Raw genomic sequence first — 17,901 nt, forward strand, 5'->3', positions numbered from 1 at the left:
TCATCCGGGCTAAGCTACGGCGATGACATCGCTGGCAGAAATGTGGCCCCCGTTCGGACTCACCCTCACCACTCCGAGGTTGACCATCCGTCCCGTCCTCGACGAAGACATCCCTTCCGCCGTGGCAGCGGCCCGTTCCGGTGTCCACGACCCCGGAAGGAACCCGTTCAGCATGCCGTGGACAGAACTTCCCGACGACGAGCTCGCTCCCAACATGGCCCAGTGGTACTGGCGCTGCCGCGCCAACTTCACCAAGGACTCCTGGACCCTCCTCCTTGGAGTCTGGCACGACGACGAACTCCTCGGCGTCCAGGACATCGGCGCCAAGGGCTTCAACACCCTCAAAACAGTCAGCACGGGCTCGTGGCTCAAGCAGTCCGCGCAGGGCCAGGGTTTCGGCAAGGAGATGCGTGCCGCCGTCGTGAGCTTCGCGTTTGACCACCTGGGCGCCGAAGTAGCCGAGTCCGAGGCGGCCACTTGGAACCAGCAATCCTTGGGCGTCTCCACCAGCCTCGGCTACGAACTGAACGGCACCTTCCGCGACGGCTGGGGCGAAAAAGTAGAGGAGGTCCAAAGAGTCCGACTCACCCCCACCACGTTCACCCGCCCCCACTGGACCCTAAAAGTCCAAGGCCACGAAGAACTAAAAACCTACCTCAAGCTCTAACCGCACTGATCGCCAGCCGAGCTGCGGTCCTTCGCAGCGTCGGCGACCAATACCGCTAGCCGAGCTGCGGTCCTTCGCAGCGTCGGCGACCAATACCGCTAGCCGAGCTGCGGTCCTTCGCAGAGGAGCGCATCGCGACGCTTCGGCCCCGGCAAGGTCGCTCAGCGACCGAGAGGGTCCCTAAGCGGCGTGTCTAAGCGACGGCGAAGGGCCGCAGCCCGGCGAACCGAACCACGGCCACGGCCACGCAACAGTTAGATCTCAGCCCCTTCGAGCAACTCCGTCACCAGGGCAGCAATCGGCGACCGCTCAGAGCGGGTCAACGTGATGTGTCCGAACAGCGGATGGCCCTTGAGCGTCTCTACTACGGCCGCGACCCCATCGTGCCGTCCCACACGGAGGTTGTCACGCTGGGCGACATCGTGGGTGAGGACGATTTTGGAGTTTTGTCCGATGCGGCTCATCACTGTGAGGAGCACGTTTTTCTCGAGTGACTGTGCTTCGTCAACGATCACGAAGGCGTCGTGCAGGGAACGCCCGCGGATGTGGGTCAGTGGCAGGACTTCGAGCATGCCCCGGTCCATGACTTCTTCGACGACCTCCTGGCTGACGAGTGCGCCGAGGGTGTCGAACACGGCCTGCGCCCAAGGGTTCATTTTCTCGGATTCGGAGCCGGGGAGGTAGCCGAGCTCCTGGCCGCCCACTGCGTAGAGGGGTCGGAATACCACTACTTTGCGGTGTTCCCGGCGTTCCAGGACGGCTTCCAGGCCCGCGCAGAGGGCAAGAGCGGACTTGCCTGTGCCTGCTCGACCACCGATGGAGACGATGCCCACAGCGGGGTCCATGAGGAGGTCGATGGCGAGCCGTTGTTCTGCGGAGCGTCCATGGAGTCCGAAGACGTCACGGTCGCCTTTGACGAGCCGGACCTGTTTGTCGGCCCCTACCCGGCCGAGGGCGGAGCCACGGTTGGAGAGGAGAACGAGTCCTGTGTTGACGGGGAGTTCTGCGGCTGCAGGGATGAAGGTGGGTTCGTGGCCGTAGAGGGTGGTGATTTCTTCTTCAGTTGCGTCCACTTCGGCCATCCCGGTCCAGCCGGAGTCTTTGACGAGTTCGTTGCGGTATTCGTCCGCGTGGAGGCCCATGGCGGAGGCTTTAACGCGCATGGGGAGGTCTTTGGAGACGACCGTAACGTTGTGGCCTTCGTTGGCCAGGTTTTTGGCTACTGCCAGAATCCGGCTGTCGTTGTCGCCTCCGCGGAATCCTGCGGGGAGCACTTCCGGGGAGATGTGGTTCATTTCCACCCTGAGGAGTCCGCCGTCCTTCCCGATGGGGATGGCGTGGTCCAGTCCGCCGTGTTCAATCCTCAGATCGTCCAGGAGCCTCAGGGCTTTTCGGGCGAAGTAGCCCAGTTCGGGATCGTGGCGTTTTCCTTCCAGTTCGCTGATGACCACGATGGGGACAATGACCTCGTGTTCGGCGAAGCGCAACAGTGCGTGTGGATCGGATAGCAGGACGGACGTATCGATCACGTAGCTGCGGCCTGTGGCGGACGTTACGGTCCGCGCTTTTTGTGAGACCCGCTTGGTGCGAGAGGTAGCTGCACTTTCCCCGTCGGAAACCATTGCGGGCAGTTGCTCAGAAATAGCCACATCGACTCCAGCCCCGGGCAGTTCGCCCGGCCTAATGGTGAAGCGGCTCGGCCGGAAGGCCGGGCTTGGCCTCCCATGTAACTGGTGCGATAGTTCGCTCCATATACTGGCCTCCCCGATCAGCGGGCGGTTTTGCCTGCTGATGGGATTAACGTAATCCCCCTCACAAGAAATTCCGCAACCTGTGTCGGCAAGTCGCATTGCCAACTGATTAATTCCCCGTGAACGGGACCGGGGTCAGGTCCCGAATCGCCGCTGGCGCCCTGCGTAGTCCCTGAGCGCGCGCAGGAAATCGACCTTGCGGAAGGCCGGCCAGAGGGCTTCGCAGAAGTAGAACTCGCTGTAGGCGCTTTGCCACATGAGGAACCCCGAGAGCCGCTGCTCCCCTGAGGTGCGGATGACAAGGTCCGGATCGGGCTGGCCACGCGTGTAGAGGAACCGGGAGATGTCGTCCACCGAAAGTTCATCTGCGACGTCGGACATGTTGCGTCCTTTGGTGACGGCATCGTGCAGGAGTTCCCGTACGGCGTCGACAATTTCGCGGCGTCCGCCGTATCCTACGGCCACGTTCACGTGGATCTTTTCGTGGACCGGGGTGCGGGCGGTCAGTTTGTTGAGGCGCTCGGCCAGGTAGTCCGGGAGGAGTTCCGGTGCGCCCATCGCGTGGACGGAGACATTCTCGTCCTCGTCGAGGCGGTCCATCGTGTTCGCGATGATGCCCATGAGCAAGTCCAGTTCTTCACCGGAGCGGCTCATATTGTCCGTGGAGAGCATGTAGAGGGTCACTACCTTGACACCGAGTTCCTGGCACCAGCCGAGGAATTCGTGGATCTTGTCCGCGCCCGCTTGGTGTCCTTGGCTGGTGGGTGCGTTGAACTGTCTGGCCCACCGGCGGTTTCCGTCCACCATCACACCGATGTGCCGCGGGATCCTGTCTTGCTTGAGGGAGCGCAGCAGTTTTCGCTCGTAGAAGCCATAGAGGAAACCGGGCAGCTCCACCGGACTCTCACCTGACTTCCTTGCTTGTAACGACGGCGCACATCCAAGGCTACCGCCCCGAGCTGCCGGGCCGGTGCAGTCGCCGGTCAAAATCGCCCGGCCATTTGTTACCAGTGGGTAACTTACTGAAACGTAAGTTATTCTTGACCCATGGCTGAGCTCCTCGAAACCAAGCCCCTATGGCGTGGATGGATCCACGCCGTTGCCGCTCCTTTCGCACTCGCGGCAGGCATCGCCCTGGTGACTGTTGCCCCAACTCCCGATCGCAAGATCACCTCCGCCATCTACGCGTTGACGGGCTTCCTGCTGTTTGGGGTTAGCGCCGTTTACCACCGTGGAAATTGGTCTCCCAAGGTCCGAATGCTGCTCAAACGGTTGGACCATACCAACATCATGCTCGTGATTGCCGGCAGCTACACGCCGCTCGCATGGTCCTTGCTGGAGCGCTCACAGGCCGTGACCTTGCTATGGCTTGTTTGGTCGGGAGCCATAGTTGGCGTGCTCTTCCGAATTCTGTGGACACACGCTCCACGCTGGTTGTATGTACCCGTCTACATAGCACTCGGCTGCGGAGCGTTGTTCTACCTGCCCCAGTTCTTCACCGCCAACGCCCCGGCAGCAATACTCATCTGCGTCGGTGGCGCGCTGTACATCGCCGGTGCGGTGTTTTACGCCCTCAAGAAACCGAACTTCAGCGTGCAGCACTTCGGCTTCCATGAGCTTTTCCATGCCTTCACGGTGCTAGCCTTCGCGGCACACTTCGTGGCGATCATGATGGCAGTGCTGAGCTAGTATCCTGCTGAATCCGCTTCAGTCGCCTGACGCCATCGCGGCCAGGCGGGACTGAACCTTGGCCACATCGCTCAATGGCCTGTCGCACACCATGTCACGGCACAAGTAGACCTGCGGCGATCCGTCCGGTGCGCCCGACCTGTGTAGCAGCAGGGGAACTTCGGCCTCCCCTGCCGGGGACACGCCGTCGTCCGCCTGCAGAGCGACAACCAGGCCCGGGCTGGGAGAGTTCAACAGCGCACGGTGCAGCTCGCGCCGCAGCGGCGAGCCCGAACCCGCGACGGCGGCCTCCACCGGGCCGGCAAGTGCAGCTTGGGCTGTGGCCAGCAGCCAACCGGCAACGCGCGGTGCGCGCGGTGCGAGGGGCGGGAGCAGGCCCAGGATATTGCCTGCCATGAGCCGGTGTTCGTGGGAACCGGAGTACGCGGCATAAGACAACAGGACGCCCGCGAACCCTGCGGCGCCGCTGGGCGTGGCATTGTCGAACGGATCCAGGGCGGCGCGCTGGCCCTGGGCGTTGAAAACCTGTGCGGACTCTCCCGCAGAGTCGGCCAAATGACCGTTCTCCACGAACCGTGAACAGGCGGCAAGGATGAGCTCCTCAGCAAGGCGATACCAGCGCTTGGTTCCCGTCACGGCATAGAGGGCCAGGAAACCATCGGCGCAGAACGCGTAATCCTCCAGGAGGCCACCGATGCCCCGTGCCTGCGAGTCGTGCGAAACACGGACCAGCAACTGTGCACCGTTGTCCCAGTGAACGTCAGCGAGGTAGTGAGCCACGGTTTCCGCGGCAGCCACCAGTTCCGGTCGATCCAGGATCGCGCCTGCTTCCGCGAGAGCGGCCACGGCAAGCCCGTTCCACCCCGCCACCACTTTGTCATCCCTGGCTGGCTGGTCCCGAAGGGCCCGCGCGGCCGACAGCACCGGCCGGACCCGTTCCCAGAGCCTGCTCTCAGGGCCGGTCAACGTCCGGGCAGGGTGCAGCGGCGACCCCAGCTCCGAGACAGTTCCCTCGGCACCGACGTTCATCATGCCCGCCACGGCCTCTGCATCGCCCGGGCCAAGGGCGTCCATGAGCGATTCCAGGGTCCACAGGTACGTGGCGCCCTCGTGATGCACGCCGCCCACCACGGTGTCGGCATCCAGCGAGGATGCCAGACCGCCGTTGGGCAATCGAAGAGAGTCCAAGATCCAGTCGGCACACCTCAAAGCTACGGATGCAGCCTCGGCCACCGGGAAGACCTCGCTGCCGCCAAGCCGCACCCAGTGACTGTAGACCCGTAGGAGCTGCGCATTGTCGTAGAGCATTTTCTCGAAGTGCGGCACAGACCAGTCGGCCGTCACCGAGTAGCGGGCGAATCCGCCGTCGAGCTGGTCGCACAAAGCCGAGCGGGCCATACCCGCCAGCGCGCGACCTGCCATGTCGCGGGCCGCGTCCGCGGTTTCCGATGGCGCGGCCGCGTGCCGTATGAGGAACTCAAGAACCGCCGACGGCGGGAACTTGGGAGCGCTGCCGAACCCACCGGCGTCGGGGTCTTCAGAACGGGCCAGCACCGCTACGGCCTCCGGGAGCAGGTTTGCGTCCAGAACTTCGGGCGGGCCGTCGAGCCGGACCGCCCCGCCCACCTGAGCATTGGCCATATTCGCTGCCAGTCCCCTGGCGTTCTGCTCCACAGCATCGCGGCGCTCCACCCATGCCTCGTGGACTGCCTCCAGGACGTTGCGGAACGAGGGGCGGCCAGGCAATGGAACCGGCGGAAAGTAGGTTCCCGCGTGGAAGGCAAGTCCGTCCGGGGTGAGGAAGACGGACATGGGCCAGCCGCCTTCACCGCTGATGGCCTGCGTAGCCGCCATGTACACGGAGTCGACGTCGGGCCGCTCCTCCCGGTCAACCTTAACCGGGGCAAAGTGGGCGTTCAGGTAATCGGCGGTTTCCTGGTCTTCAAAGGATTCATGGGCCATGACATGGCACCAGTGGCATGCCGCGTAGCCAATTGAGAGGAAAACGGGGACATCGCGCTCGGCCGCGAAAGCGAAAGCCTCATCGCCGAACGGACGCCAGAAGACGGGATTGTCCGCATGCTGCCGTAAATAGGCAGAAGGTTCCGAACCAAGGACGTTGCCTGCCCCGGGCCAGTCGGTTCCGCCGGTTTCAGCGGGTCCGGGGGCCGCCATCGCCGTTCTCGTCACTGGAGCTGCCGGCTTCTGCAGTGCTTTCACTTGTGACGCCCGCCTCCGCCGCCAGGCGCGCTTCCTCCACCTGGGCCCTGTAGCGGACGCGGCGGATACGGCGGACCATATCCACAATCAAGAAAGTGGTGAGGATCACAATGAAGGCCGTGAGGACGAAGCCCCAAGTACCCGGCGTCACCTGATCCTCGGACAGTCCGGGCCGCAGCGTGCCCGTGGGATCGGGCGACGGAGTGACGGTCAGGGCAAGAATCAAGTGATGCACTTTCAAACCTTCTATGGGAGCTGGTGCGTGCCTGCTGGCAGCGCGTAGCCGGGACACTGGCTGGCCACACGGCAATTTCTACGATCGATAGAAACTACCGGCATTCCTATCTTATCCCCGCGAAGAGGTCCTTCTCAGGCAGCTCGGAAGGGATCCTGGACTTGATCAGGGTGTAGTCCTCCCACGGCCAGGCGGTCCGCTGCAGATCCGGCGACACCGCGAAGAAGAAGCCGAGGGGATCGATCTGGGTCCGGTGGGCCCGCAGGGCGTCGTCCCGGGCCTCAAAGAAGTCACCACAATCAACCTGCGTGGTGGTCTGGTGCCCTGCCACCGGGGCAGTATGACCTTCCGCGTCGGCTTCCAGCCATGCGGCAAGCCGCTCGGCATACGGCGACTGCAATCCCGCTTCTTCCAACGCAAAATGCAGCGCACGGAATCGTTCGGGACTGAAGGCGCGATCATAGTAGAGCTTGCTGGGCGTCCATGGTTCACCCATGCCGGGATAGCGCTCAGGATCGCCCGCGGCTTCAAAAGCTTCCACCGCAACCTTGTGGGCCATGATGTGGTCCGGGTGCGGGTAGCCACCGTTTTCGTCGTAGCTGAGGATCACGTGCGGCTTGAAATTGCGGACCAGCCGGACCAAGGGCGCAGTGGCGCGCTCCAAGGGCTGCAGGGCGAAGCAACCCGGCGGCAACGGTGGGAGGGGATCGCCTTCGGGAAGGCCCGAGTCTACAAAACCGAGCCATCGCTGCTGGATTCCCAGCACGGCGGCCGCGTTGGCCATCTCGAGGCGTCGGGCACCGGCCATGTCCCGCTTGGGATGGGGGGCGTCTTCCATAGCGGGGTTCTGGATGTCGCCGCGCGAACCGTCCGTGCAGGTGGCAACCATAACGTCCACTCCCGCGGCGGCGTACATCGCCATGGTTGCTGCGCCCTTGCTGGACTCATCATCCGGATGGGCGTGGACGGCGAGCAGCCGCAGCTGCTGGTCGGAACTGCTGGACGCTGTCACGTGACGGCTCCTCTTTCAGGGATCGAGCTTCTGTGGGGCGGTGATGGGGCGCCGGGATCGGCACTAAACTGGATGGGTGACTTCAGAGGACCTATCGGCCACCCAAGTACCGGCAAGCACCAGCCTAGCCAATCGTTACGGCGGTCAAAAGCGCGCCATGACCCGCAAAACCAAGCGGAACATCGTCATCGCCGCCCTGGTCCTCGGTATTGGGTTCGCCGCCTACGTGGCAACCGGCTCGGCCCAGGCCCCTGTCACGTTCAAGGACATCGGCTACAGCACCGTGGACGACACGCAGGCAGAGGTGGACTACCAGGTCACCAAGTACCCCGGAGCCACCGCCAAATGCGCGATCAAAGCCCTGGACTCCAAGTTCGCAGTGGTGGGCTGGAAGGTAGTGGAGATCGGGCCCAACGATCCCCAGGACGGTCCCGACGGCGGCAGCACCACCATGCAGCGGACAGTCTTGAGGACCGAGTCTCCGGCGGTCTCCGGCGTGGTGGACAATTGCTGGATAGTGGACAGCGGTAAATAACAATCATGTGACCCACAACTCAACCGGTTTGGGTTCGTCCAGAGGATTTACTACAATGGATGAAACCTTCACCCCGTTAAGTTGGTTACTGAGATTCACGAGTGGCCAACTCGGCGGGGTCTTTTGCATTGTCAGATCTAGAGGAGAAATCCGTGTCTACCACCAATAGCGCCACTGCGGCTTGGCTTACCCAGGAAGCTTTCGACCGCTTGAAGGCTGAGCTGGACCACCTTTCCGGCGCTGGCCGGGCGGAAATCGTCCAGAAGATCGAAGCTGCCCGCCAGGAAGGCGACCTCAAGGAGAACGGTGGCTACCACGCGGCCAAGGAAGAGCAGGGCAAGATCGAGGCCCGCATCCGTCAGCTCACCGCGCTCCTGCGCGATGCCCAGGTGGGCGAAGCTCCGGCAGACGACGGAATCGTTGAGCCCGGGATGCTGGTTGTTGCCCGCATCGCCGGCGACGAAGAGACGTTCCTGCTGGGCTCCCGCGAAATTGCCGGAGACTCCGATCTTGACGTCTTTAGCGAAAAGTCGCCCCTGGGTGCCGCCATCATCGGCCACAAGGAAGGCGACAGCCTGAGCTACGTCGCCCCCAATGGCAAGGAAATCCCGGTGGAGATCGTCTCCGCCAAGCCCTACGTCGCCTAAGTAGCGGCTAAGACGGCCTGAAACATACGACGCCGGCCCACCCCTTCGCGGGGCGGGCCGGCGTTTTTCGTGTGCGTACCCAACTGGGTCGCAATTGTGCGCGTTTTGACCGCTCATAACGCGCACAATTGCGACCTACTTGGGTCAGGCTGTGAGCTTGGCCTTGGGACGCAGCAGGACGGCCGCGATGACGCCGCCCACGGCCCCGCCGAGGTGCGCCTGCCAAGAGACGTAACCCAATACGGTGGGCAGCACACCGAAGAGGATGCTGCCGTAGGCCATGAACAGAACCACGGAGAGCAGGATCTGCCACCAGCTACGGTTGAAGAATCCCCTCACCAGCAAGAATGAGAAGAAGCCGAACACCAATCCGGACGCTCCGACCGTTACACCTCCCCCGCCAATCAGCCACACAGCAAGCCCTGATCCAAGCCAGCTGAAAGCCAACGCCGTCATGAACACACGGATTCCGGACAGGAAGACCAGGAAACCAAAGATGATCAACGGCAAGGTGTTGGACAGCAAATGGTTCAGGTTCGCGTGCAGCAACGGAAACGTCAGGATGTCCAGCACGCCGTCCACGGACCGGGGGCGCAGGCCAAAGGTTGAGTTAAGGCCGTGCCGCATCAAGGTGTTGAGAATCTCTATGACGTAGAGCAGGATGACAAAGCCGCCCATGAACAGCAGGCCACCTTTCGCCCGACCAGCGAGCGATTCCTTGGCTACGTCACTGGATCCTTCAGGCGTTCCAAGCACCATGGGTGCTCCTCCCGTCAGTGCACCACGATTGGCTGGAAGCCCTCGGCCCGCAGTGCGCCGAGAACCTGTTCGCCGTGTTCGTGGCCTTTGGTTTCCAGGTTGATGGTGATGGAGACGTCGCCCATGCTGATGGAGCCGCCCAAGCGGGTGTGGTCCAGGCCGGTGACGTTGGCATCGTTTTCAGCGATGATACGGGCGATGGTGGCCAGTGAACCCGGCCGGTCATCCAGCATCATGCGAACGGTCATAAAGCGGCCTGCGGCCGAGAGACCACGCTGGATGACTTTCAACATGAGCATGGGATCGATATTGCCGCCGGAAAGCACGACGGCGGTGTTCCCCGGGTTTTCGATCTTGCCGTCCATCAGCGCAGCTACTCCTACGGCCCCGGCAGGCTCAACTACCATCTTGGCGCGCTCGAGCAGGAAGATCAGGGCCCGTGCAAGCGAGTCTTCGCTGACAGTCACAACGTCATCCACAAGCTCACGGATGATGCTGAAGGGAAGCTGGCCGGGGCGCCCAACTGCGATGCCGTCAGCCATGGTGGTGACCTTCTTGAGGGGCACCAGCGCGTCAGCGGCGAGTGATGGCGGGTAAGCGGCGGCGTTTTCTGCCTGCACGCCGATGACCCTGATCTCACGACCGAGCTCCTTAGCCCTGGCCTTGATAGCCACCGCCACGCCGGCCAGCAGGCCGCCACCGCCGACACCCATGAGGATGGTGTCCACGTTGGGGATCTGGTCCAGTATTTCAAGCCCAATGGTGCCTTGCCCGGCAACAACGTCCACATTGTCGAACGGGTGCACAAACACAGCACCGGTCTCGTTGGCGTAACGCTGCGCTTCAGCCAGGGCCTCATCCACGTTGTGGCCGTGCAGGATGACTTCAGCGCCATGGCTGCGAGTGGCAGCAAGTTTGGGCAGGGCAACACCGAGCGGCATGTAGATTCTGGCGTTGATGCCCAGGCTCTTGGCAGCCACAGCCACGCCCTGGGCGTGGTTGCCGGCCGATGCCGCCACCACACCGCGCCCCTTCTCTTCGTCCGTCAACCGGGCCATGCGTACATAGGCGCCTCGGACCTTGAAGGAGCCTGCGCGCTGCAGGTTCTCGCACTTGAAGAACACATTGCCACCCACGAGGTGGCCCAGCGCGCGGGACGACTCCACCGGAGTCTTGGTAATAATGCCCTCGAGCAGCTCCTGCGCCTTGAGGACATCGTCCAGCGTGACGGGCAGGGTTTCGAGGGTATTCACTGACTATTCTCCTTTGTTGGTGTCGGCTTGGGGCTCCTCAACAGAGGTGCTCCCCGAAGCCTTGGTCTTGCCGGCGACGCCTTTGCCGAGGCGGGATTCGGGCCGCGGAAGGTGGACCTCCTTGAAGTTGGCGTCGCCGCCTGGCCCCGCCGAAGCGACTGCCGGCTGGAGTTCCACACCGCCCAATCCTTCATCATGTTCCCACGTCCGGCCCGCAATGTAGCGAACTGCCGTGTTTACTACGGCGAGCAGCGGGACAGCGAACAGCGCGCCGGGGATGCCTGCGAGGTAGGAACCCGCGGCAACGGAGAGGATCACGGCCACCGGATGCAGTGCCACAGCCTTGCCCATGACCAGTGGCTGCAGGATATGGCTTTCGAGCTGCTGCACTACCAGGACGATTGCCAGCATGATCAGCGCATTGATGGGCCCGTTGGCCACGAGGGCGAGCAGCACGGCGATGGCACCCGTAACCAACGCACCGACCACCGGAATGAACGAGCCGATGAACACCAGGACTGCCAAGGGAAGAGCCAACGGGACCTGAATGATGGCAGCGCCAACGCCAATGCCAACAGCATCCACGAAGGCGACGAACATCTGGATCCGCACGTAGCTGACCATGGACGTCCAGCCCCTCCGCCCGGCGCCATCGGTGGCCCTTCGTGCGCTTTTGGGCAGAAGGCGGACCAGGAAGGCCCAGATCCGGGGTCCTTCCAGCAAGAAGAAGATGAGAATAAACAGGGCAAGGACAAGCCCGGCCGCAAAGTGTCCGGCGGTGCTCCCGAAGGACAGTGCACCGCTGAGGATGCTGCTGCTGTTGTTTTGGAGCGCATTCGCGCCGTCGGAAATGTACTGGTCTATCTGGTCCGCGGTCAGGTGCAGCGGGCCATCGGCCAGCCAGGTTTGGATCTGCTGGATGCCCGCCAGAGCCTCCTGCCAGAGCGCACCGAAGCCCGTGACCAGTTGCCTGCCCACCAGCGCCAGGGCACCACCGATCACGCCGATGAAGCCTAGTACCGTGATGGCGACTGCTCCCCCGTTGGGCACCTGGCGACTGCGCAGCCACGCCACAACCGGATGCAGCAATCCGGCCAGCAGCGCAGCAACCATCACAGGGATAATGAGGAAGCTGACCTTGCCCAGCAGCCAGACAAGGGCGCCGATCATGAGAAGGATCAGGCCTGCCCGCCAGGACCAGGCTGCAGCAATGCGCACCCCGTAGGGAATGTCTTCGGCAATTTGGCGGTCAGAACGTGTTTTGGCGTCCGGTGTTGGCGTCATGAACCCATAATTCCGTAGCCCGGGCCGTATGGGAAACCGGCTCTCACTTCCGAGACATTCCGAGGTATTTCCCGGACGAAGGGCCTACAGGGATGCCGTGATTCCCCAGCGCATGGTGAACGCTTCGCCCGGTGCCAGCCAGCGGAGGCCATCGCCGCTGTTGAACGCGTTGGCCGGGCCCGTCATCGGTTCGATGGCCACTGCTTTGGAGCGGCCAGGGAAGGTGTCGGTAACGAAAACGTGGACGTACCGGCAGCTGTCATCCTGCTCAAGACTTACACTGCGGCCATCCGGCGCGGTGAGAGTGTGGCGCGCCATGCCGCCGTCGAACGCCAGGTCCGTCAGTGCAACATCCACCAGCATGCCGCCTACTGAGGCACCAGCGGAGAAGTCGTACTCACCGTCCGCGGGAGCGGTACTGCGCGGAATCAGTCGTTCGTCCGCCACCAGCCGGGTTGCCGCCTGCACTGTCAGGACCAAGTCTTCCGGTGCTATTTCGCCAAGCCGAAGGTAAGGGTGCGCACCCAGGACAAAGGGCGCCGTGCTCTGGGAATCGTTGATCAACGTCTGCGAGACACGGAGGTCCAGGGTCTCGTCGAGTTCGTAGCGCACCCGGTGCCGCACCAGGAACGGATAGCCGTGCTGCGGAAAGACCGTGGCTTCGAGCGTCACTGAAAACTCGGATTCGTCCACCAGGGCGTACCCGGTGTTGCGCAACAGACCATGGCTGGCGTTGTTGCGCGAGGCCTCCGTGATATCGAGTTGCTGCTTCCTGCCATCCAGGTACCAGATGCCGTCTTCTACCCGGTTGGCCCACGGCGCCAACGTGATGCCCGTAGCACCGGGCGAAATTTCGTCGTCGCCGTAGCTCTCAGTCAGCAGGACGCCGTTGCGGGAGTAGAGTCTCAGGCCCGCCGCGAGTTCGGTGACTACAGCGAGTGCATCGTCCCTGCGGAGCTCGAACTGACGGCCGGTGTCGAAGCGGCGGGACTCGGAGCGGTGGGCGCTATCGGCAGGCGATGGGGAGGTGACCATGGCAATACCGTACTTCATTAGCGGGCGGCTCCCCTCTACTCGAATGTTAGCTTTTGTTAGAAACTATGCGTTTTTGGTCACTTGTGAAATGATGGGTTCATGAGTCGCATCACCAGCACCCGCCTCGCGGACAGCCGAGAGCTGATTTACTTCGACGACCCCGGAACTCCGGAACGCACACCGGACTCTCTGCTGGACCACCGTGAGCTTCCAGCACGCGGTGAGCCTGGCGAGGTCCGCTATGACGCCTTGTCCGGTGATTGGGTAGCCGTGGCCGCCCACCGCCAGACCCGGACGCACCTTCCACCTGCTGATCAGTGCCCCATCTGCCCCACCACAGCTGCGAACCCTTCCGAGATCCCGGCGCCGGATTACGACGTCGTCGTGTTCGAGAACCGCTTCCCGTCCTTGGGCCCGGCCTTGGGCGACATTCCCCCGCTTCCTGCCTCTGGACACTCCGGCCACAACCTCAAGGGAGCGGCATACGGCCGCTGTGAGGTAGTTGCCTTTACGCCACAGCACACCGGCTCCTTCGCCGAACTGGGCGAAACGCGTGCCCGCACAGTCATTGAAGCGTGGGCCCAGCGAACTGAAGCGTTGAGCGCCCTGCCCGGCATCAAGCAAGTGTTTCCGTTCGAGAACCGCGGGGCAGACATCGGAGTCACCCTGCACCACCCGCACGGCCAAATCTACGCGTACCCCTACGTGACTCCCCGCGCCGCCCAGCTCGGTGCGGTGGCAAGGAAGTACTACGACGACGTCGACGCGAAGGAAACGCTTGGGGCCTCGCTCCTCAAGGCTGAACGCGAGGATGGCAGCCGCATGGTCCTGGAGGCCAAACACTTCAGCGCCTACGTACCTTTCGCGGCGCGCTGGCCCTTGGAAATCCACCTGGCACCCCACCGCAGCGTGCCTGACCTCGCTGCGCTCACAGGTGAAGAACGCGACGAACTCTCGCATGTCTACTTGGACCTGCTGAAACGGCTCGACGCCCTCTACCCCACACCCATGCCGTACATCTCGGCCTGGCACCAGGCCCCGTTGGATCCGGTTCTTCGCCCGGCGGGCCAGCTGCACCTGCAGCTGACGTCACCTCGTCGTGCTGCCGATAAGCTCAAGTATCTGGCTGGATCCGAGGCCGCCATGGGAGCGTTCATCAACGACACCACACCCGAAGCGGTGGCGGAGCGACTGCGCAGCGTCGCCACGGCACCAGCTTCAAACAAGACCTTGGAAGGCACACGAGCATGACCACCACCACCGAGACCGGCGTCCTCGCCGCCCGCTTCCAGGAAACGTTCGGCGCAGCTGCTGACGGCGTGTGGCAGGCACCGGGACGCGTCAACCTGATCGGCGAGCACACGGATTACAACGAGGGTTTTGTGCTGCCCTTCGCCATCGACAGGACGGCAAAGGTGGCTTTGCGCCTCCGCGACGACTCAAAGGTGCGTATGCTGTCCACCTTCGGCGGGCACGGCGTAGTGGAGGACGACCTCGCGGACTCGGAACCCGGCTCTGGCGAGGGATGGTCCCGCTACCCACTCGGCGTCGCCTGGGCGCTCAAGGAACGCGGCATCGAGGTGCCCGGCTTTGACCTCCTGCTTGATTCCGATGTTCCCTCCGGGGCGGGCCTGTCTTCTTCCCATTCCATCGAGTGCGCCGTCATCTCGGCCCTCAACGAATTGACCGGTGCAGGCCTTGCGGCCGAGGACCTGGTGCTGGCAACCCAACGCGCCGAAAATGTATTCGTTGGGGCTCCCACCGGAATCATGGACCAGTCGGCATCCTTGCGCGGCGCCAAGGGACACGCTGTCTTCTTGGACTGCCGTGACCAGCGCGTGGAGCTGGTCCCGTTCGACGCAGAGGCGTCGGGCCTGGTCCTTCTGGTCATTGACACAAAGGTGTCGCATTCACACGCCGACGGCGGTTACGCCTCCCGCCGAGCATCCTGCGAGTTGGGTGCCGAGATACTTGGGGTCAAAGCACTGCGCGACGTCGGCGTGGAGCGTTTGGAGAAAGCGTCCGGACTGCTGGACGAAACTACCTTTCGGCGGGTCCGCCATGTGGTCACAGAAAACGATCGAGTCCTCCAGACGGTGGAAATGCTGGGCGCCGAGGGCCCTGCCGCCATCGGAGCATTGCTGGATGCCAGCCACATTTCGATGCGCGACGATTTCGAGATCTCCTGCCCGGAACTCGACCTTGCCGTGGACACCTCCCGGGCCAACGGCGCCATAGGGGCCCGCATGACGGGCGGCGGTTTTGGCGGCTCAGCCATCGCACTGACTCCGGTGGGACAGGAGCATCAGGTGCGTGACGCCGTCGTGCGTTCCTTTGCTGAGGCGGGCTTCACCGCACCGGACATTTTCACCGTTACGCCAGCGGCCGGCGCTCTTCGCTTGGCCTGAAGCGTTCGGCTTCTTCCGGCGAGCGCCCGGCTTCCCCGTGGATGCCGGGCGTAAGCTGGGGCCATGACTGAGGCTGTCATCGTTGCTACTGCCAGAAGCCCTATTGGACGGGCCTTCAAGGGTTCCCTCAAAGACGAACGTCCGGATGACCTGGCCACCGCCATGGTGCAGGCCGCCCTCGCAAAAGTTCCGGGCTTTGATCCCGGCGCGGAGGAATGGCAAGGTTTGGACGACATCTTGCTGGGATGCGCTGAACCCAGCGGTGAGGCCGGATCCAACATGGCGCGAGTTGTTGCCGTCCTTGCCGGGCTGGACCGCGTACCCGCAGCCACCGTCAACCGATTCTGTGCCTCCAGCCTCCAGACCCTGCGGATGGCCTTCCACGCCATCAAATCCGGGGAAGCCCATGCGATTGTCTCCGCGGGAGTGGAGAGTGTGTCCAGGTATCAGAGCTGGGCAGGCGCCGGCGAAACGGATTCTTCCAACCACAACCCTCTCTTCGAGGCGGCGGCCCAACGTACGGCGTCCCGTGCGGCGTCCAACATCCCTTGGACAGACCCGCGGCTCGGCGGACGGCTGCCCGACATCTACATCTCCATGGGCCAGACTGCCGAGAACGTTGCCACCAGCTATGGCATCAGCCGGGCCGAGCAGGACGAGTGGGGCGTCCTGAGCCAGAATCGCGCCGAAGCCGCCATAGCCTCAGGGTTTTACGCCCGCGACATCACGCCGTACACGCGCAAGGACGGAACCGTGGTGGAAAAGGACGACTCTCCCCGACCGGGCGTGACCCTCGAAGCGGTATCCGCCCTGCAGCCGGTCTTCCGTTCCGGGGGGACGGTCACAGCCGCCAACGCATGCCCCCTCAACGACGGCGCGGCAGCTGTTGTGGTCATGAGTGGCACACGCGCCCGCGAGCTGGGCCTGCAACCGCTGGCGCGCGTGGTTTCAACCGGCGTCAGTGCCCTCTCCCCGGAGCTCATGGGCATGGGACCCGTGGAATCTACGCGACGGGCTCTCGCGCTGGCCGGCCTGACCATGGACGACATCGATCTGGTGGAGCTCAACGAAGCCTTCGCTGTCCAGGTGGTGGCAAGCGCCCGTGAACTGGGTATCGATCCTGAAAAGCTCAACGTCCATGGTGGCGCCATTGCTCTTGGCCACCCCTTCGGCATGACCGGGGCCCGGATGACCAGCACGCTCCTCAACGGCCTCCAGGAGCGCGACGGCACCCTGGGGCTTGCCACGCTCTGCGTAGGTGGAGGCCAGGGAATGGCTGTCGTTTTCGAGCGCTTGAACTAGTCGAGGGGTTGGCTCTCGCCTGTAGAGCGCTCCCTTTCTGCCGAGACCTCGCCCCTCGCGGCAGCAAAAATGCCCCCGAAGACTCTTCGGGGGCATTTCGCGTTGACGGACTCAGAAGAGTTAGTCGTCGCCTCGCAGGATTGCCAGCAGGCGGATGATTTCCACGTAGAGCCAAACGAGCGTGACCGTCAGGCCGAATGCTGCAACCCAGGAGTAACGCTCCGGGGCACCGGCGCGGACGCCTTCTTCGATGCTAGTGAAGTCCATGATAAGCGAGAACGCTGCCAGGCCGATCGCCAGGATGCCGATGAAGACACCCAGCGGGATACCGAAGATCTCGAAGCTCGTGCGGAGCCCGAAAGGCTCCTGCACAGCGCCGGTCCACATCATGACCATGTTGATCAGTGCGAAGACCGCATAACCAATGGTGGCGATCATGAAGAAGCGCACCATCTTGGGGGTCGCGCGGACCTTGCCGCTCTTGAAGAGCACCAGGGTGACGCCGAAGACTGCAAGCGTACCGATGACGGCCTGAAGACCGACGCCGGGGTACATGCCGTCCAGGATGCGGGTGAGGCCACCGAGAAACAGACCCTCGAGGCCGGCGTAGGCAAGGATCAGGGCCGGTGAAGGCTGCTTCTTGAAAGTGTTGACCAGGGCCAGGACGAATCCGCCCAAGGCACCTACGATCATCAGCATGGTGGAGAGGGCGGGCGCCACGAAGAGTGTGACCCCGGCACCGATGATGAGAACCACGAGGCAGGCGACGGTCTTCATGATGACGTCGTCATAGGTCATGCGGCCGGTATCCGCAGGGCCTGCAGCCGGCTGGTTGTACATCTGCTGCAGTTGCTCATTGGTCATGTTCTGCTGCTGAGCCGACCATGCTGCATGGCCGTCCATGACCTGGCTCGGTGCACGGCCCGGTGCCTGGTTGAACTGCTGGCCGTACGGGTTCTGCGGTACAGGCGGGGCCTGCTTTGCTCCACGGAAATTCTTTCCGTTGAAGACTGGGTTTCCGCCAAGTGCCATTGCGGGTGTCCTCCTGAAAAAGGGCTAGTGATAGTTCACGGTACCAATTACCACGCGCGCGTGGCAGGGAAA

The 17,901-nt window shown here is 63.2% G+C and carries 17 protein-coding genes; 7 read left to right on the forward strand and 10 right to left on the reverse strand.

The window, feature by feature from the left end:
* Positions 1–22: 22 nt before the first annotated feature.
* A complete protein-coding gene (locus AC0J5Z_RS17175; protein WP_475034596.1) occupies positions 23–667 on the forward strand; it encodes a GNAT family N-acetyltransferase in 645 nt (214 codons plus the stop codon).
* A 254-nt stretch (positions 668–921) separates the two neighbouring features.
* Here AC0J5Z_RS17175 and AC0J5Z_RS17180 read toward each other — a convergent pair whose 3' ends face one another.
* Both AC0J5Z_RS17180 and AC0J5Z_RS17185 read right to left on the reverse strand, forming a co-directional pair.
* Positions 922–2,316, reverse strand: a complete 1,395-nt coding sequence (locus AC0J5Z_RS17180; RefSeq protein ID WP_475034600.1) for a PhoH family protein — start codon at positions 2,314–2,316, stop codon at positions 922–924.
* Between the two features lie 237 nt (positions 2,317–2,553).
* Positions 2,554–3,315: an isoprenyl transferase gene (locus AC0J5Z_RS17185; protein ID WP_475034602.1), complete on the reverse strand. Its 762-nt coding sequence runs from the start codon at positions 3,313–3,315 to the stop codon at positions 2,554–2,556.
* 150 nt (positions 3,316–3,465) lie between these two features.
* On the opposite strand from AC0J5Z_RS17185, the gene trhA reads away from it, so the two are divergent.
* Complete coding sequence (gene trhA / locus AC0J5Z_RS17190) at positions 3,466–4,107, forward strand: PAQR family membrane homeostasis protein TrhA (RefSeq protein WP_475034604.1); 642 nt, start codon at positions 3,466–3,468, stop codon at positions 4,105–4,107.
* Between the two features lie 18 nt (positions 4,108–4,125).
* On the opposite strand, the gene AC0J5Z_RS17195 is transcribed toward trhA, so the two are convergent.
* From AC0J5Z_RS17195 to mca, 3 genes are all read right to left on the reverse strand, one after another.
* Entirely contained in the window at positions 4,126–6,282 is a 2,157-nt protein-coding gene (locus tag AC0J5Z_RS17195; protein WP_475034606.1) for a thioredoxin domain-containing protein, read from the reverse strand.
* A complete protein-coding gene (locus AC0J5Z_RS17200) occupies positions 6,260–6,562 on the reverse strand; it encodes a hypothetical protein (RefSeq protein WP_475034608.1) in 303 nt (100 codons plus the stop codon). The genes AC0J5Z_RS17195 and AC0J5Z_RS17200 overlap by 23 nt, the downstream gene beginning before the upstream one ends.
* A gap of 106 nt (positions 6,563–6,668) precedes the next feature.
* Entirely contained in the window at positions 6,669–7,574 is a 906-nt protein-coding gene (mca, locus tag AC0J5Z_RS17205) for a mycothiol conjugate amidase Mca (RefSeq protein ID WP_475034613.1), read from the reverse strand.
* A gap of 76 nt (positions 7,575–7,650) precedes the next feature.
* Between mca and AC0J5Z_RS17210 the strand changes: the two genes are divergently transcribed.
* Positions 7,651–8,109, forward strand: a complete 459-nt coding sequence (locus AC0J5Z_RS17210; protein WP_475034615.1) for a DUF4307 domain-containing protein — start codon at positions 7,651–7,653, stop codon at positions 8,107–8,109.
* A 152-nt stretch (positions 8,110–8,261) separates the two neighbouring features.
* Positions 8,262–8,756, forward strand: coding sequence for a transcription elongation factor GreA (gene greA, locus AC0J5Z_RS17215; RefSeq protein WP_475034618.1), 495 nt, complete (start codon positions 8,262–8,264; stop codon positions 8,754–8,756).
* A gap of 144 nt (positions 8,757–8,900) precedes the next feature.
* Here greA and AC0J5Z_RS17220 read toward each other — a convergent pair whose 3' ends face one another.
* The 4 genes from AC0J5Z_RS17220 to AC0J5Z_RS17235 form a co-directional block, all read right to left on the reverse strand.
* Positions 8,901–9,515, reverse strand: coding sequence for a rhomboid family intramembrane serine protease (locus AC0J5Z_RS17220; RefSeq protein ID WP_475034622.1), 615 nt, complete (start codon positions 9,513–9,515; stop codon positions 8,901–8,903).
* A 14-nt stretch (positions 9,516–9,529) separates the two neighbouring features.
* Positions 9,530–10,768 (reverse strand): threonine ammonia-lyase, encoded by a 1,239-nt coding sequence (gene ilvA / locus AC0J5Z_RS17225; RefSeq protein WP_475034627.1) that lies wholly within the window; start codon positions 10,766–10,768, stop codon positions 9,530–9,532.
* A gap of 3 nt (positions 10,769–10,771) precedes the next feature.
* The gene (locus AC0J5Z_RS17230; RefSeq protein ID WP_475034631.1) at positions 10,772–12,052 is read right to left on the reverse strand and encodes an AI-2E family transporter; all 1,281 of its coding nucleotides are present in this window, start codon (positions 12,050–12,052) and stop codon (positions 10,772–10,774) included.
* Positions 12,053–12,136: 84 nt separating this feature from the next.
* Positions 12,137–13,087 (reverse strand): aldose 1-epimerase family protein, encoded by a 951-nt coding sequence (locus AC0J5Z_RS17235; protein WP_475034636.1) that lies wholly within the window; start codon positions 13,085–13,087, stop codon positions 12,137–12,139.
* Positions 13,088–13,186: 99 nt separating this feature from the next.
* On the opposite strand from AC0J5Z_RS17235, the gene galT reads away from it, so the two are divergent.
* The 3 genes from galT to AC0J5Z_RS17250 all read left to right on the forward strand — a co-directional run bounded on the left by galT (position 13,187) and on the right by AC0J5Z_RS17250 (position 16,797).
* The gene (galT, locus tag AC0J5Z_RS17240; protein WP_475034639.1) at positions 13,187–14,338 is read left to right on the forward strand and encodes a galactose-1-phosphate uridylyltransferase; all 1,152 of its coding nucleotides are present in this window, start codon (positions 13,187–13,189) and stop codon (positions 14,336–14,338) included.
* Positions 14,335–15,495 (forward strand): galactokinase, encoded by a 1,161-nt coding sequence (gene galK / locus AC0J5Z_RS17245; RefSeq protein ID WP_475034643.1) that lies wholly within the window; start codon positions 14,335–14,337, stop codon positions 15,493–15,495. Before galT ends, galK begins: the two co-directional genes overlap by 4 nt.
* Positions 15,496–15,558: 63 nt before the next feature.
* On the forward strand, positions 15,559–16,797 hold the full coding sequence (locus AC0J5Z_RS17250; protein ID WP_475034647.1) for an acetyl-CoA C-acetyltransferase: 1,239 nt from the start codon (positions 15,559–15,561) through the stop codon (positions 16,795–16,797).
* A 120-nt stretch (positions 16,798–16,917) separates the two neighbouring features.
* Here the strand turns inward: AC0J5Z_RS17250 and AC0J5Z_RS17255 are convergent, their stop codons facing one another.
* Entirely contained in the window at positions 16,918–17,829 is a 912-nt protein-coding gene (locus tag AC0J5Z_RS17255) for a Bax inhibitor-1/YccA family protein (protein ID WP_445930080.1), read from the reverse strand.
* Positions 17,830–17,901: the final 72 nt, after the last annotated feature.

Source organism: Paenarthrobacter sp. TRD_SC_7, assembly GCF_056156245.1.